General features: G+C 73.7%; 17 protein-coding genes. 8 read left to right on the plus strand and 9 right to left on the minus strand.

Annotation, left to right across the window (positions count from 1 at the left end; genetic code table 11):
* Positions 1 to 17: 17 nt before the first annotated feature.
* Positions 18 to 977, minus strand: a complete 960-nt coding sequence (gene ctaC / locus HF526_RS01250; protein WP_338051210.1) for an aa3-type cytochrome oxidase subunit II — start codon at positions 975 to 977, stop codon at positions 18 to 20.
* 196 nt (positions 978 to 1,173) lie between these two features.
* On the opposite strand from ctaC, the gene asnB reads away from it, so the two are divergent.
* From asnB to HF526_RS01270, 4 genes are all read left to right on the plus strand, one after another.
* Positions 1,174 to 3,123 (plus strand): asparagine synthase (glutamine-hydrolyzing), encoded by a 1,950-nt coding sequence (gene asnB / locus HF526_RS01255; RefSeq protein WP_169379336.1) that lies wholly within the window; start codon positions 1,174 to 1,176, stop codon positions 3,121 to 3,123.
* 118 nt (positions 3,124 to 3,241) lie between these two features.
* Entirely contained in the window at positions 3,242 to 3,418 is a 177-nt protein-coding gene (locus HF526_RS01260; RefSeq protein WP_169379337.1) for a hypothetical protein, read from the plus strand.
* A gap of 105 nt (positions 3,419 to 3,523) precedes the next feature.
* Positions 3,524 to 3,964, plus strand: coding sequence for an Hsp20/alpha crystallin family protein (locus HF526_RS01265; protein ID WP_169379338.1), 441 nt, complete (start codon positions 3,524 to 3,526; stop codon positions 3,962 to 3,964).
* A gap of 85 nt (positions 3,965 to 4,049) precedes the next feature.
* Positions 4,050 to 4,451: a helix-turn-helix domain-containing protein gene (locus tag HF526_RS01270; protein ID WP_169379339.1), complete on the plus strand. Its 402-nt coding sequence runs from the start codon at positions 4,050 to 4,052 to the stop codon at positions 4,449 to 4,451.
* 111 nt (positions 4,452 to 4,562) lie between these two features.
* Here HF526_RS01270 and HF526_RS01275 read toward each other — a convergent pair whose 3' ends face one another.
* The 3 genes from HF526_RS01275 to HF526_RS01285 form a co-directional block, all read right to left on the minus strand.
* On the minus strand, positions 4,563 to 5,498 hold the full coding sequence (locus HF526_RS01275; protein ID WP_169379476.1) for a carbohydrate kinase family protein: 936 nt from the start codon (positions 5,496 to 5,498) through the stop codon (positions 4,563 to 4,565).
* Between the two features lie 159 nt (positions 5,499 to 5,657).
* Positions 5,658 to 6,026, minus strand: a complete 369-nt coding sequence (locus tag HF526_RS01280) for a HesB/IscA family protein (protein ID WP_169379340.1) — start codon at positions 6,024 to 6,026, stop codon at positions 5,658 to 5,660.
* A 195-nt stretch (positions 6,027 to 6,221) separates the two neighbouring features.
* Entirely contained in the window at positions 6,222 to 7,364 is a 1,143-nt protein-coding gene (locus HF526_RS01285; RefSeq protein ID WP_169379341.1) for a glycerate kinase, read from the minus strand.
* Positions 7,365 to 7,397: 33 nt separating this feature from the next.
* Here HF526_RS01285 and HF526_RS01290 point away from each other — a divergent pair, with 33 nt between their 5' ends.
* Complete coding sequence (locus HF526_RS01290; RefSeq protein WP_169379342.1) at positions 7,398 to 8,048, plus strand: DUF3043 domain-containing protein; 651 nt, start codon at positions 7,398 to 7,400, stop codon at positions 8,046 to 8,048.
* Positions 8,049 to 8,095: 47 nt separating this feature from the next.
* Here the strand turns inward: HF526_RS01290 and HF526_RS01295 are convergent, their stop codons facing one another.
* Complete coding sequence (locus tag HF526_RS01295) at positions 8,096 to 8,458, minus strand: hypothetical protein (RefSeq protein WP_169379343.1); 363 nt, start codon at positions 8,456 to 8,458, stop codon at positions 8,096 to 8,098.
* Between the two features lie 406 nt (positions 8,459 to 8,864).
* Positions 8,865 to 9,062, minus strand: a complete 198-nt coding sequence (locus tag HF526_RS01300; RefSeq protein WP_169379344.1) for a hypothetical protein — start codon at positions 9,060 to 9,062, stop codon at positions 8,865 to 8,867.
* Between the two features lie 26 nt (positions 9,063 to 9,088).
* On the opposite strand from HF526_RS01300, the gene HF526_RS01305 reads away from it, so the two are divergent.
* The 3 genes from HF526_RS01305 to HF526_RS01315 are packed head-to-tail and all read left to right on the plus strand — an operon-like array spanning position 9,089 to position 11,491.
* Positions 9,089 to 9,628 (plus strand): bifunctional adenosylcobinamide kinase/adenosylcobinamide-phosphate guanylyltransferase, encoded by a 540-nt coding sequence (locus HF526_RS01305; protein WP_338051234.1) that lies wholly within the window; start codon positions 9,089 to 9,091, stop codon positions 9,626 to 9,628.
* A 20-nt stretch (positions 9,629 to 9,648) separates the two neighbouring features.
* Positions 9,649 to 10,722 carry a nicotinate-nucleotide--dimethylbenzimidazole phosphoribosyltransferase gene (locus HF526_RS01310; protein ID WP_169379346.1) on the plus strand — a complete coding sequence of 358 codons (1,074 nt, stop codon included), beginning with the start codon at positions 9,649 to 9,651 and terminating at the stop codon, positions 10,720 to 10,722.
* Position 10,723: 1 nt separating this feature from the next.
* Complete coding sequence (locus HF526_RS01315) at positions 10,724 to 11,491, plus strand: adenosylcobinamide-GDP ribazoletransferase (RefSeq protein ID WP_169379347.1); 768 nt, start codon at positions 10,724 to 10,726, stop codon at positions 11,489 to 11,491.
* Positions 11,492 to 11,503: 12 nt separating this feature from the next.
* Here HF526_RS01315 and HF526_RS01320 read toward each other — a convergent pair whose 3' ends face one another.
* From HF526_RS01320 to HF526_RS01330, 3 genes are all read right to left on the minus strand, one after another.
* Positions 11,504 to 12,616, minus strand: coding sequence for a branched-chain amino acid aminotransferase (locus tag HF526_RS01320; RefSeq protein WP_169379348.1), 1,113 nt, complete (start codon positions 12,614 to 12,616; stop codon positions 11,504 to 11,506).
* A gap of 101 nt (positions 12,617 to 12,717) precedes the next feature.
* Complete coding sequence (gcvT, locus tag HF526_RS01325; protein WP_169379349.1) at positions 12,718 to 13,830, minus strand: glycine cleavage system aminomethyltransferase GcvT; 1,113 nt, start codon at positions 13,828 to 13,830, stop codon at positions 12,718 to 12,720.
* A gap of 131 nt (positions 13,831 to 13,961) precedes the next feature.
* Complete coding sequence (locus HF526_RS01330) at positions 13,962 to 15,245, minus strand: APC family permease (RefSeq protein WP_338051211.1); 1,284 nt, start codon at positions 15,243 to 15,245, stop codon at positions 13,962 to 13,964.
* Positions 15,246 to 15,368: the final 123 nt, after the last annotated feature.

Raw genomic sequence — 15,368 nt, forward strand, 5'->3', positions numbered from 1 at the left:
TGCTCCTCTGCGCCCGGTCAGCCGCTGGTCGGCAGCGTGGCCGCCCGCTGGGTACGGTTGGTGGCGAACGGGTAGGTGGTGATCGCCTCCGGCGCGCACCACTGACCACAGTTCAGCGCGGCCAGGGCCTCGCCCGCGGTGTAGGGCGCACCGGTCTGCGGGTTGTTCTGGCTGCGCAGCGCGATGTAGCGGTCGTAGAGGGCCGGCTGCAGCGCGCGCACCTCGAAGTTCATCGCCGCGTGGTAGGCGCCGCACAGCTCGGCGCAGCGGCCGACGAAGGCACCCTCACGGTCGATCTTGGCGATCTGGAACACGTTGTCCGTGTCGTTCTTCTCCGGCATCGGGAAGACGTCACGCTTGAACAGGAACTCCGGCACCCAGAAGCTGTGGATGACGTCCCTGGACGTGAGCGTGAACTGGATCCGCCGATCCGTCGGCAGCACCAGGATCGGGATCGTCGCGCTGGTGCCCAGGGTCTCGACCGGCCGCCCGTTCGGGGTGCGGGTGCCGGTGTAGTCGAACTGCCAGTTCCACTGGAACGCGGTGACCGCGACCCGCACGTCGGGGTTCGGGGTCTTCGACGTCACGTAGTTCTGCACGTTCACCGTGAAGCCGAACAGCACGGCCACGATGATCGTCGGAACGACCGTGAAGACGATCTCGACCGGCAGGTTGTACTGGGTCTGGCGGGGCGGCGTGTCGTCGTCGCCCTTGCGCTTGCGGTGGAAGATCACCGCCCAGAACATCGCGCCCCAGGTGATGACACCCACGATGAGTGCCGCAATCGCCGACCAGGTCCACAGATGCCGCATCTGCTCGGCCTCGGGCGTGACGCCCTCCGGCCAGCCGAAGCGGATGGCCTCCTGCACCGAGCAACCGGTGGTCAGCGGGATGACCAGTGCGGACAACCCGACCAGCTTGACCGCCCGCCTGACACCGGTGCGGCCGCGGTCTCCCCCGCGCTGTGCTCGGCCCACTGCTCGCCGCCTCCCTGCCCTCATGCCCGTGTTGGTGCACCTGACACGGCCCGTTCAAACATGCTCTGACCAGGCCACGGTCGCCGAACGCGCATTCACGTTCTTCGACCCGGCGTAGAGCCTAGCCGAGCTGATCGCCCAATCGCCCGTCGGGTGTGGCACGTCCGGGTGGGGGGCCTCGGCATACTGGCTCGCTGTGTGCGGACTGCTGGGACTGCTGACCGCCGGGGCCGACGCGGCCTACCGGATCGAGCCGACGGCGCGTGCCCTGCGCTGCCAACGCCACCGCGGGCCCGACGAGAGCGGCACCTGGAACGACGCCGACGTGGTGTTCGGTTTCAACCGGTTGTCGATCATCGACGTGGAGCACTCCCACCAGCCGCTGCAGTACGCGGACGGGCGCTACACCATCGCCTTCAACGGCGAGATCTACAACTACCTGGAACTGCGCGCGGAGCTCACCGCCCGCCACGGGGCGACGTTCGCCACGGACGGCGACACCGAGGCGATCGTGGCGGCCTACCACTACTGGGGCCCCCAGGCCGTGCGCCGGCTGCGCGGGATGTTCGCCTTCCTCATCTGGGACCGCCAGGAGCGGGTGCTGTTCGGAGCCCGCGACCCGTTCGGCATCAAGCCGCTGTTCATGGCCACCGGCCCCGCGGGCGTCGCGTTCGCCAGTGAGAAGAAGAGCCTGCTGTCGATGGCCGGCGCGCTGGGCATGTCCGGCGGCGTCGGCGGCGACCTCGACGCCGCGGCGCTGCAGCACTACCTGCTGCTGCAGTACGTCCCCGAGCCGGCGACGCTGCACCGCGCGGTCCGCCGGGTCGAGTCCGGCACGTACTTCACCGTGCGCCCGGGCGGCGAGGTGGAGCACGAGCGCTACTTCTTCCCCACCTTCGACGTCCGCGGCTCGGGCACACCCGCGGGCCCGCACGGGGAGGCCGCGCTGCACGGACGGATCGCCGACGTGCTGCGCGACTCGGTCGCCAAGCACATGCGCGCGGACGTGACGGTCGGCGCCTTCCTCTCCGGGGGCATCGACTCCACCGCGATCGCCGCACTGGCCAAGGAACACAACCCGGACCTGATCACCTTCACCACCGGGTTCGAACGCGAGGGCTACTCCGAGGTCGACGTGGCCGCCGAGTCGGCCGCCGCGATCGGGGTGCGCCACGTCGTCCGCACCGTCAAGCCCGACGAGATGATGGAGGCACTGCCGCTCATCGTCTGGTACCTCGACGACCCGGTGGCCGACCCGGCGCTCGTCCCGCTGTGGTTCATCGCCCGGGAGGCCCGCCAGCACGTCAAGGTCGTGCTGTCCGGGGAGGGCGCCGACGAGCTGTTCGGCGGCTACACCATCTACCGCGAGCCGCTGTCGCTCGCGCCGTTCGAGAAGGTGCCGGGCGCGCTGCGGCCGCTGCTCGGCAAGGCCTCGCGACGGCTTCCCGAGGGCATGCGCGGCAAGGACCTGCTGCGCCGGGGCGCGCTGCCGCTGGAGGAGCGCTACTACGGCAACGCCCGGATCTTCCGCGACGGCGAGCTGGCGGGGCTGTTGCGGCAGTACGACCCGCGGCGCTCCTACACCGACATCACCGCGCCGCACTACGCCGACTCCGTCGACTGGGACCCGGTGGCCCGGATGCAGCACGTCGACCTGTTCACCTGGCTGCGCGGCGACATCCTGGTGAAGGCCGACAAGATGACGATGGCCAACTCGCTCGAGCTGCGGGTGCCCTTCCTCGATCCCGCGGTGTTCGAGGTCGCGTCCGGACTGCCGCTGGAGCAGAAGATCTCGGGCCGCTCCGACGGCTCCGGGACCACCAAGTACGCGCTGCGCCGGGCGCTCGAGGGGATCGTGCCCTCGCACGTGCTGCACCGCCGCAAGCTCGGCTTCCCGGTGCCGATCCGGCTCTGGCTGCGCGACGAGATGTACGCCTGGGCCCGCGGCATCATCCGCGACTCGCAGGCCGACCATCTCGTCGACCTCGCCGCGGTGCAGCGGATGCTCGACGCGCACCGCACCGGCCCGATCGACCACAGCCGCCGGATCTGGACGCTGCTGGTGTTCCTGATCTGGCACGGCATCTTCGTCGAGCGGCGGATCCGGCCGGAGGTCCCGGAGCCGGCGTACCCCGTCCGGCTCTGAGCTGCGCCGACAGCTGAACCTGGACCCGGAGCACTACGACGCGCAGCGCATTCGCGCGCGACGCGACCTGCCGGGCCCGCGGGATGCGCCGGGCCGGCACCGCGGTCGCCGGCTCGGCATGCTCGTGGAGCTCGCGAACCTGGCGCTGGTGCGCGACCGGCACCCTGCGCTGCGCCCGATCGACGCCGACTCCAACCCGTACAACGCCGACTCCACCCCGTACATGGTCTCGATCGACGAGGCCATGGGGTTCCTCCCGCTGGACCGGCCCGGGGAATGGGAGCTTGACGTGTGACGACTTTTCTTGCGACGGCCGCTTGACTCAATTTGCAGTCGCAGGTACAACTTTCATCGTCAGAGCACTGCCAGGTTGGCAGCACCCGAGAAAGGAGACATCGCGATGCTGCTCAACTACGAGCCCCTCGCCACCGACGCGTTCCGTCTGTTCGACCGGTTGGCCGACTCCGCCGCCCGGCCCTCGCGGACCGGCATGCCGATGGACGTCTGCCGGCTCGACGACCACTTCGTCGCCTCCTTCGACCTGCCGGGAGTCGACCCGGGCTCGATCGACGTCACCGTCGAGGGCAACACGTTGACCGTCCGCGCCGAGCGCAGCGCCCCGCACGACGCAGCCGCCTGGCTGGTCAGCGAGCGCCCGCGCGGCACGTTCAGCCGGCAGTTGATGCTGGGCCGCAGCCTGGACACCGACCAGTTGGCTGCGACCTACCGCGACGGCGTCCTGACCGTCACGATCCCGGTCGCCGAGCGGGCCAAGCCCCGGCGCATCGCGATCGCCCACGACGCGGAGCCGCAGGCGCTGACGGCGAACGCGGGCGGCTGAGATCCGCCGTTCGACACAACACGTTTGACGGACCGTTCGGGAGGCACCTGACCGGTCACGGCACCACATCGCACGCAGGAGACGGATGAACCTGAGCAGGCTGGACGACGAGGATTACCCGGCCGTCACGATGGGACAGGCTGCGGAACTGCTCGGCGTCCAGCCTGCATTCCTGCGCAGCCTGGACGCCGGCGGAGTGCTCAGCCCGCACCGCACCGCCGGCGGGCACCGGCGCTACTCCCGGCGCCAGCTGACCATCGCCGCCCGGCTGCGGACGCTGTTCGACGAGGGCCACACGCTGGTCTCCGCGCACCGGATCGTGCTGCTCGAGGACGAGTTGGCCGGGGCCGGACGCGAGCTGAAGGAGACGCGCAGCGATCTCGACGAGCGCACCGACGAGCTGGCACAGGCCCGCAGCGACCTGCGCGACGCGCGCGCCCACATCACGGACCTGACCCGCAAGCTCGACGACCGCACGGACGGCTAGCTCGCCCTCGGGCGCGGGGCGCCCGGCGAGGAGGGCGGCGGGGCCCCGAGAAGGACGACTCGCCCTACGGAAAACGCCGACTCTCGCTCCCGAGAAGGGCGACTCGCGGGGTCAGGCGGGGAGGACGGGGGCGATCTCCGCGGCGGCCTCGGGACCGTAGGCGTCGCGCAGCCGGTCGAGGCCCCGCGCCCGGTCCCAGGTCCACTCCTGCGGGCCGTCGGTCTCCAGGACGTTCACCGCGATCAGCGAGCCCAGCTGCGCGGCCCGCTCCAGCCCCAGCCCGCCCGCGGTCCCGGCCAGGAAGCCGGCGCGGAACGCGTCACCCACGCCGGTCGGGTCGACCTTGCCGGTCTCCGGGACGACACCGACCTTGAGCTCGACGCCGTCGCGCCCGACGATCTGCACGCCCTTCTCGCCGAGCGTGGTGATGCGGATGTCGACCAGTTCGCGGACCTGCTCCTCGGTCCAGCCGGTCTTCTTGAGCATCAGCTCCCACTCGTAGTCGTTCGTGAGCAGGTACGTCGCGCCCTCGACGAGCCGGCGGATCTCCGGGCCCTCCATGCGCGCGAGCTGCTGCGAGGGGTCGGCCGCGAACGCGAAGCCACGCTGCCGGCACTCGTCGGTGTGCCGCACCATGGCCTCGGGGTCGTTGGCGCCGACGAGCACCAGGTCGAGCCCGCCGACCCGCTCGGCGACCGGGCCGAGCTCGATCTCACGGGCCCGGGCCATCGCGCCGGCGTAGAAGGACGCGATCTGGCACATGTCGTCGTCGGTGGTGCAGACGAACCGGGCGGTGTGCACGTCGTCGTACACGTGCACACCGGCGCAGTCCACGCCGTGCCGCTCCAGCCAGGACCGATAGTCGGCGAAGTCCGAACCGACCGCGCCCACGAGCACCGGGGCCTGCCCGAGCACCCCGAGCGCGAACGCGATGTTGCCGGCCACCCCGCCACGGCGGATCACCAGGTCATCGACGAGGAAGCTGAGCGACACCCGCTGCAGCTGCTCGGCCACCAACTGGTCGTTGAACTTCCCCGGGAAGTGCATCAGGTGGTCGGTGGCGATGGATCCGGTCACTGCGATAGGCACGGTCGATCACCCTACCTCCCGATGCAGCGGACCCCCGGGCCCAGAGCGCGTACGCCAGGGGGACCGGGGGTCCGGGAACGACCGGCAACCGCCGGCGGGCCGGCGGGTCGGTGTCGATCAGTTGAACGAGTCGCCGCAGGCGCAGGAGCCACCGGCGTTCGGGTTGTCGATCGTGAAGCCCTGCTTCTCGATCGTGTCCACGAAGTCGATGACGGCACCCTGCAGGTAGGGAGCGCTCATCCGGTCGACCCCGACCTTGAGACCGTGGAACTCGCGGAACAGGTCGCCGTCCAGCGACCTGTCGTCGAAGAACAGCTGGTAGCGCAGGCCGGCACAGCCGCCCGGCTGCACCGCGATGCGCAGGTGCATGTCGTCGCGGCCTTCCTGGTCCAGCAGCGCACGGGCCTTGATCGCGGCAGCGTCGGTCAGCTCGACGCCGTGCGTCTCGGTGGCCGCGTCGCTCTGGACGGTGTTCTCGACGGTCATGACTCTCCCAACAACGCGCGGGGCAATGCTGTTCCTTGTGCCGTGGATCCGTTCCCGGCGCCCCGGTCGTTCCCGGCGCTGCCCGCAGTTCCACGTGCCGACCCCATAGTAGGCCTTCTCCACGACACCGCTGCCGGCGTCGGCGAGCCCGCCCGGAGCACCGGGGTGATCCGCACCACCCCCCGGGTGATCCGGTCAGCGGCTCCAGCGGGCGGCGACCCGCTCGGCGAGCGCGGCCAGTGTGCCCGCCGGGTCGGCCATCGAGGCCTCGACGCCGCCCACCTCGTCCGACACCGAATACGCCGCGTCCACCCCGACCGAGGCGGCCTCCCGCCGGCCCACCGACACCTGGCCGGCCAGCACCAGGCACGGGACCCCACGGTCGGCTGCGGCCCGGGCCACCGCGGTGATCAGCTTCCCGCGCAGCGACTGCCAGTCGAAGCTGCCCTCGCCGGTGACGGCGAGTCCCGAGGACGCCGCCACCCCGTCCAGCGCGGCGTCCAGCCCCACCAGGTCCCGGACCAGCCCGGCCCCGGACACCCGGCGCGCGCCGCAGGCCAGCAGCGCCGCCCCGAGTCCACCGGCCGCCCCGGCGCCGGGTTCGTCGCGCACGTCCCTGCCCTCGGAACCGCCCAGTGCCGTGGCCAGCACGTCGGCGAACACGGCGAGCGCGGCGTCGAGCACGGCCACCGCGGCGTCGTCGGCGCCCTTCTGCGGCCCGAACACCGCGGCGGCGCCGTGCCGGCCGAGCAACGGGTTGTCCACGTCGGCGGCGGCCACCAGCCGCACCCCGTTCAGCTTCGGCCGGCCGTCCAGCCGGGCACACCGGGCCAGCACCGCCCCGCCGTCCGGGACCGGCGCACCGGTGGCGTCGACCGGCTCGGCCCCGAGGGCGGCCAGCATGCCGGCGCCGCCGTCGGTGGTCGCCGACCCGCCGAGGCCGACGACGATCTCGGTCGCCCCGGCGTCGCGGGCCGCGGCGATCAGCTCACCGACCCCGCGGCTGGTGACCCGGCCGGCGGTGTCGGGCGTGCGCAGCTCCTGCGGCACCAGGTGCAGCCCGCACGCGGCCGCCGACTCCAGGTACGCGGTGCCCCCGACCTGCAGCCATTCGGCCGCCACGGGGGCGCTGAACGGGCCGGTGACGGTCCGCTCGTGCCGGGTCCCGCCCAGAGCGGTGTGCAGTACATCGACGAAGCCGGTGCCGCCGTCGGCCAGCGGGAGCAGCCGAAGATCGTCATCGGGCGCCGCGCGGCGCCACCCGTCGGCGATGGCGGCGGCCGCCGCCGTCGCGCTCAGCGTTCCGCCGAAGGAATCCGGAGCGACCACCACCCGCACGCGTCGCAGGCTACCGCCCGTAGGCTGGGGTTTGTGAGGTTCCTGCGCCGCTCCGACCAGACCGCCGACACCGGCGCCGAAGGGTCCGCTCCGGAGCAGAACTCCGGGCAGGACACCGGACCGGCCGTCAACGGCACCCGCACGCAGGGCAAGGGCCGCCCGACGCCCAGGCGCCGCGACGCCGAGAACAAGCGCCGCGGCCCGGCCCCGGCCCCGCCGCGGACCCAGCGCGAGGCGGCCCGCCTCGCCCGAGCCAACCGCCCCAGCCGGGACGAGCGCCGGCAGCAGGCCGCCGAGCGCCGGCAGCGGATGGCCGCAGGCGACGACAAGGTGCTCCTGCCGCGCGACCGCGGTCCGGTCAAGGCCTACATCCGCGACATCGTGGACTCCCGGCCGCACCTCATGGGCCTGTTCATGCCGCTCGCCGGTGTGGTGGTGCTCTCGGTGCTGCTGCCGATCCCGGCCGTACAGCAGTACCTGAGCCTGTTCAGCCTGGTCGCACTGCTCGCGATGATCGTGGACGGCGTGTTCCTCGGCACGCAGGTCACCCGCAAGGCCCGGGCGAAGTTCCCGAACGAGCAGATCAGCGGCCTGAGCACCGGGTGGTACGCGTTCACCCGGGCCAGCCAGCTGCGCAAGCTACGGATCCCCAAGCCGCGGGTCGAGCGCGGCGCGAACGTCTAGCCCCTCCGTCCGCAGTCCCGGAGGGGCTTGATCAACGCGGTCTGGGGTCAGCAGACCACGGTCTTGTCGTAGTGCCCGAAGTGGTGCTCGGTGTGCGTGAAGCTCTGGCCGGGAGCCGGCGTGTGGCAGGCGCTGTGCTGCCAGGAGACGCTGCCCAGGACCTCGACGCGCATGGTCTTGCCGCAGTTGTTCGTCACGGTCTCCCACCAGCCCCCACCGAACCTGTCGTCGGAGCCCCCGGTGCGCCCGATGCAGGCGGGGGCGGTGCCGCCCACCGAGGCCGGGGCGGCAGCCGTCGCCGGGGCGGCGAGGGCCGGGCCGGCCGCCACCGGCGGCGACAGGGCCACCGGGAAGATCAGGTCGATGTGGGACGTCCCGGCTGCTCCGTCGCCGCCCGTGCGCGTCGGCACGCTGGCAGCGGCGGTGGCACTGTCGGCGGTAGCCCTGGCCGGCCAGGCGTTCGCCGCGCCGGGGTCGCCCCGATCGGTGCCGGTTCTCCCGACCATCACGATGTCTGGTGCGTCCAGGCCGCCATCAACCAGTGGGCGAGCCGGACGGTGCTGGCGGAAGGCGGCAATGCCGGCCCCACACCCGTGACCGGGTGAAGCGGTTCCGAGCCGGCACGGATCGACGCAGGCCGGAATCGTCGGCCAGAAGACCGGCGACGACATCTGGATCTTCGACGACAGGTCGAGCTACTGCTACGGCTTCGTCCCGGCCAACAGCTGAACAGCAGCTCCGATCGGATCGCAGCGACGTGTCGAGACGCGCTGTGTCGGGCGCAGTACCCGGTACGGCGCGTCTCGAGGTTCGGGCTCAGCCCTCCTGCAGGCTCATCGGGCCGTACACCTCGTCGTCGCCGTCGAGCAGCACCACGGCGTCGACGCCGTCGATCCGCAGCTCCTCCCAGGCATCGCCGAACCACTGCTCGGCCTGGCCCTGGTCGTCGAAGGTCTCGTCGGGGCCGTCGACGGGTTCACCCGCCGCGTCCAGGTACCGCCACCGGAATGCCACGGCGAGAGGCTAGCGTGACGGGAGTGATCGCCGCCCGTCGCACGCTCGTGCTGGGTGGGGCCCGGTCCGGCAAGTCCGCGTACGCCGAGGACCTGCTGTCCGCCGACGCCCCTGTCCGCTACGCCGCCACCGCCCGGCGCCGCGACGACGACGGGGAGTGGACCGGCCGGATCGCGGCGCACCGGGCGCGTCGCCCACCGGCGTGGGTGACCGTCGAGGAGCCCGATCTCGTCACGCTGCTGGCCGGCACCGGCCCGGGCGACGCCCCGTTGCTGGTCGACGACCTCGTCACCTGGCTGACCGCGGTGCTCGACGACGCCGGTGCCTGGGGGTGCCCCGAGGTGCCGCCCGCGGTCGGCGCCCAGGTGTCCGCACTGGTCGACGCGGTCGCCGGCTGCACCGGGCGGGTGGTGCTGGTCTCGGCGGAGGTCGGGCTCGGGGTGATCCCGGCGACCCGCGCCGGACGGCTGTTCCGTGACGAGCTGGGCCTGGTCAACGCCGCGCTGGCCCGGGTGTGCGACGAGGTGCTGCTGCTCGTGGCCGGCCTGCCGGTGCGGCTGAAGTAGCGGCGCGATAGGAAGGCGTCGTGGACGCCCCAGCCCTCCCCGCCGTCACCGCCCCCGACGCCGAGTCCCGGCGGGCCGCCGTCGCCCGGCACGCCGAGCTCGCGGTCCCGACCGGCGGCCTCGGCCTGCTCGCCGAGCTCGGCTGCTGGCTGGCCGCGTGCCAGGGCATCTGCCCGCCGCGGCCACCGGCCCGGCCGCGGGTCGTGGTGATCGCCGCTGACCACGGCATCGCCGAGGCCGGTGTGTCCGCCTACCCGCCCGGGGTGACGGCCCGGCAGGTCGCCGCGGCCCGCGAACAGACCCTGCCCGCGTCGGTGCTCGCCCCGGTGGCCGGCGCGTCGGTGCGGGTCGTCGACGTCGGCCTCGACCACGGCTCGGACAACACGGCGGACGGCACCGCCGCGGCCGCCCGCTACCGCGTGCGCAGCGGCTCCGGGTGGATCGATCGCGCCGACGCGCTCACCGGGGACGAGACGACCGCCGCGTTCGCCATCGGGCGCACGCTGGCCGACGAGGAGGTCGACGCGGGCGCCGACCTGCTCGTCCCGGCCTCCCTCGGCGTCGGGGCCACCACCCCGGCGTCGGTCCTGGTGGCGGCGCTGACCGGGACCGAGCCGGTCGCCGTGGTCGGCCGGGGCAGCGGCATCGACGACGACACCTGGATGCGCAAGGCCGCCGCGATCCGCGACGGGCTGCGCCGCGCGCGCCCGTTCACCCGCGACCCGCTGGCGCTGCTCCGGGTGGCCGGCGGCGCCGACCTCGCCGTGCTCACCGGATTCCTGGTGCAGGCCGCGCTGCGCAAGACCCCGGTCCTCCTCGACGGGCTCGTCGCCGGCGCCGCGGCGCTCGTCGCCGAGGAGCTGGCGCCCGGTGCGCGGGAATGGTGGCTGGCCGCGCAACGCTCCCCCGAGCCGGCGATGGCGCTCGTGCTCGACCAGCTGCAGCTGACCCCGCTGCTCGACCTGCAGGTCCGCCTCGGTGACGGCAGCGGCGCGCTGGCCGTGGTGCCGCTGCTGCAGATGTCGGCCCGGTTGCTCGCCGAGACCGCGACCGCCGCGGACACTGGGATCGCCCCGGCGAAGCCCGGGGCCTGAGGTGCGGGGTCTGGCGCTGGCCGTCAGCTGGCTGACCGTGCTGCCGGTCCGCGCCGGACCCGCCGACGGCGCCGCGCTGGACCCCCGGGTGGCCGCGGCGGCGATCCGGTGGGCGCCGCTGGTCGGCGCGCTGCTCGGCGCCGCGGCCGCGGCGGTGCTGCTCGGGCTGACCGCGCTGGGTGTGCCGGCCCTGGCCGGGGGCCTGCTCACGATCGGGTTTCTGGCCCTGGCCACCCGCGGCATGCACCTCGACGGGCTGGCCGACACCGCCGATGGGCTGGGCTGCTACGGCCCGCCGGAGCGGGCACTGGCGGTCATGCGCGACGGTGGCGCCGGCCCGTTCGCGGTCGTCACACTGCTGGTGACGCTCGGCGCGCAGGCCGCGGCGCTCGCGGCATTGGCCACCCGGCCCGCCGCCGGTCTGGTCGCCACGACCGTGCTCGCCACCGCGGCCGGCCGGGCCGGGTTCGGCTGGTGCGCGCGGCGCGGGGTACCGGCCGCGCGCCCGGGCGGGCTGGGCTCGACGGTGGCCGGTTCCCAGCCGTGCTGGGTCGCGCCACTGTGGTGGGCGGCCCTGGCCGGTGCCGCGGTCCTCACGGTGCCGGGGCGGCCGTGGCAGGGGCCGCTCGCGGTGCTGCTGGCGGCCACCGTGGTCGTCGCGCTGTCGGCGCACACCCGCCGCCGGTTCGGCGGGGTGACCGGCGACGTGCTGGGCGCGGCCTCGGAACTGGGCGTGACCGTCGTGCTCGTCGCGCTCAGCGCGGGCTGAGCCCGAACGTCGTCAGGCGCCGGCCGGGGCCAGGGTGCGCATCCAGGAGTGTGTGTCCGGCGCGGTGCCGCGCTGGATCTCGGTGAGCAGGCTGCGCAGCCGGGTGGTGACCGGGCCGGGCTCACCGTCGGCCACGGTGACCTCGCCGTCGTTGTGCTTGACCCGCCCGACCGGGGTGATCACGGCGGCGGTGCCGCACGCGAAGACCTCGCTGATCCGCCCGTCCGCGGCGCCCTCCAGCCACTCCTGCGCCGCGATCTTGCGCTCGGTGACCTGGCAGCCCAGCTCCTTGGCCAGCACCAGCAGCGAGTCGCGGGTGATGCCGGGCAGGATCGAGCCGGACAGTTCCGGCGTGACGACCTCCACGTCGTCGCCGGAGCCAAAGACGTAGAACAGGTTCATCCCGCCCATCTCCTCGACCCACCTGCGCTCCGCGGCGTCGAGGTAGGCGACCTGGGCGCAGCCGTGCTCGGCGGCCTGGGCCTGCGGGAGCAGCGACGCTGCATAGTTCCCGCCGCACTTCGCCGCGCCGGTCCCGCCGATCGCGGCGCGGGTGTAGTCGGTGCACAGCCACACGTCGACCGGCTTGACCCCACCGGGGAAGTACGCCCCGGCCGGGGACGCGATCAGCGCGTAGAGGTACTCCGAGGCGGGACGCACGCCCAGCCCCACCTCAGTGGCGATCATGAAGGGCCGCAGGTACATCGACTCCTCGCCGCCGGCCGGCGGCATCCAGGCCCGGTCGACCTCGATCAGCTCGGAGAGCGAGGCGAGGAACAGGTCGTCGGGCAGCGGCGCCATGCCGAGCCGGATGGCCGAGGAACGGAAGCGGGCCGCGTTGGCCTCCGGCCGGAACGAGGCGATGGAGCCGTCCGGCTGCTGGTAGGCCTTGAGCCCCTCGAAGATCTCCTGGCCGTAGTGCAGCACCATCGAGGCCGGGTCGAGGGTCAGCGGCCCGTAGGGCACGACCGCCGGGTCGTGCCAGCCCTCCCCCTGCGTCCAGCGGATGGTCACCATGTGGTCGGTGAAGTACCGGCCGAAGCCCGGGGCGGCAACGATCTCCGCGCGCCGGGCCTCCGGCACCGGTGCGGGGTTGAGGGTCCGGGCGAAGTGCGGCGCGCTCATAGCGCAGACGGTAACCCGTCCGGCAAGACCGATGGTCGCAAGTCCGACCTCCGGCGCGATTCTCGGCCGTCAGGTGGCGGACCTCACGGACGACGGCGAGGTCAGCGCACGTGCGAGGCCACGAACGGCGGCCGGACCACCGTGGCGTCGAGGCTGCGGCCGCGGACGTCGATGGTCACCGTGTCGTCCGGCCCGACGCCGGCCGCGGAGTCGATCAGCGCCAGCGCGATGCCGGTCTTGAGCGTCGGGGAGAACGTGCCCGACGTGGTCACACCGATCCTCTGCCCGTCGCGCAGCACGTCCATCCCGGGCCGGGGTACGCCGCGGCCGGTGGCGCGCAGCCCGCGCAGCCGCCGCACCGGGCCGGCCGCCTTCTCCGCGACCAGCGCGTCGCGGCCCCAGAACGCGGGCTTCGACCAGCCGACCGCCCAGCCGCTGCCCGCCTGCACCGGGCTGATCTCGGGCGAGAGGTCCTGGCCGTGCAGCGGGTAGCCCATCTCGGTGCGCAGGGTGTCGCGCGCACCCAGGCCGGCCGGGCGCCCGCCCAGCGCGGCCGCCCCGGTCAGCAGCGCGTCCCAGACCGCGGCCGCCTCCGCGGCGGGCACCAGCAGCTCGTAGCCGTGCTCGCCGGTGTACCCGGTCCGGCAGACGCGGATCCGGCCGGCGTCGGCGAAGGCCATGTAGTCCAGGTCGGCCAGGCTCGCCGAGCCCGCGATGCCGAGCACCGTACTCACCAGCTCGGCCGAGCGCGGGCCCTGCACGGCGAGGACGGCGATGTCGCGGTGCCGGTCGGTGATGGTGATCCCGGCCGGGGCGGCGGCGCGCAGCCGGTCGGCGACCTCGGCGGCGTTCGCCGCGTTGGGCACCGCGAGCACCTCGTCCGGGCCCACCAGGTAGACGATCAGGTCGTCGACGACGCCGCCGGACTCGGTGCAGGCCAGCGTGTACTGCGCGTGCCCGGGCGAGATCTTCCCGAGGTCGGCGGTGAGGCACGAGTTGACGAACTCGGCGGCCCCCGGGCCGGTGATCGACAGCTTGCCGAGGTGGCTGACGTCGAAGATCCCGACGGTCTCGCGCACGGCGGTGTGCTCGGCGACCGTCCCGTCGGGGTAGGACAGCGGCATCGACCAGCCGCCGAACGCTCCCATGGTCGCGCCGAGCGCGACGTGCCGGTCGTGCAGCGGGCTGGCCAGCAGGTCCGCGGGTTCGCTCACGGCGGCACCGTACCCGCGTCGCCGAGAAGTGCCGACACACCAACCAGAACCTGCCGACTCGCGGGGAACCCCATCCCGCGAGTCGGCAGGTTCGGGTGTGCGAGTCGGCAGGATCGGGTGGGGCGGCCCGGTCAGCCGGGGGTCGCGCCGCGGGCTGCCGCCCAGCGGCCCAGCAGGGTGCACAGCAGCCAGCCCGCCACCAGTGCGATCGCGGTGACGAGCACCGACGCCAACGGCAGCAGCACCGCGAGCCCGATGCACAGCAGCAACCCGAGCACCGAGGTCCAGGCCGGCCACCGGCGGAGCACCGTGGGCAGCCGCAACGCCGCGAGGTTGACCACCGCGTAGTGGACGAGCACCGAGCACGCGGACAGCGCGATCGCGGCCGCCGGGCCGGCCAGCACCGCGACCACGATCGCGAGCACCCCGCCGACCAGGTCGGCACGCCACGGCGTGCCCTTCGGGCCGATCGCCGCCAGCACGTGCGGCAACTCGTGGCGCCGCGCCATCGCCAGCCCGGTCCGGCCGGCCCCTGCCAGCGCCGACAGCAGCGCCGACCCGGCCGCCACCGCCGCTCCGACCCGCACCAGCACGCCGAGGGCCGGCGCCTGCCCGGTGTCGACGAGTGCGACCAGCGGGGACCGCTCGGTGACCAACCGGTCGGTGCCGAGCCCGACCAGCAGCGCCCCGGCGACCGCGAGGTAGACGACCAGGGTGATGCCCAGCGCGATCATGACCGCCCGGCGCAGAGTCCGCGCCGGGTCGCGCACGTCCCGGCCGAGCGTGGCGATGCGGGCGTAGCCGGCGAACGCGAAGAAGACCAGCCCGGCCGCGGTGAACACCCCCAGCGCGCCCGGCATCGGCTCGTTCGCCATCACCGGCTCCGTGCTCGCCGAGGCCGACCAGGAGTTCGCCCCCCCGGGGCCGAACAGCCCGACGACGACCACCACCAGGAGCACCGCGAGCGTGCCGCCGGCCAGCAACCACGCCGACCGCACGGTCTGGCGCACCCCGGCGATGTTCAGCGCCGTGACGACGACGATCACGACGGTCGCGGTGACCACCGGATGTGCCGGCAGCACGTAGCTGCCGAACACCCCGGCGGCCGCCGCGGCGGACGCGATCTTCCCGACGAGGAACGCGACGCCGGCGAGTCGTCCGGCCGCCGGCGAGAGCCGTTCCCGGGCGTAGCCGTACCCGCCACCGCTCGCCGGGTGGGCCACGGCGAGATCGGCCGTCGACGCGGCGTTGCACAACGCGACGACCCCGGCCAGGACGACCGCGGCCGGCAGCCAGGGCCCGGCCGCCGCGGCAGCCGGGGAGAACACCGCGAACACCCCGGCGCCGAGCATGGCCGCGAGGCCGAGAGCGACCGCGTCGGCGGTCCCCAGGCGTCCGGACAGGGGCGGGGGCACGACGCCCAGCCTCGCATCCGGGGCTGCCTGAAAGGGGGGCCCGCCGGTGTCATTAGCATTTCGAAGCGGTCTCGTCATCACTGCACACCGCTGTGCAGCCGTCTGAACCCGTCTTCCGAGGAG

This window comes from Pseudonocardia acidicola (genome assembly GCF_012911935.1).
GTDB classification, from domain to species: domain Bacteria; phylum Actinomycetota; class Actinomycetes; order Mycobacteriales; family Pseudonocardiaceae; genus Pseudonocardia; species Pseudonocardia acidicola.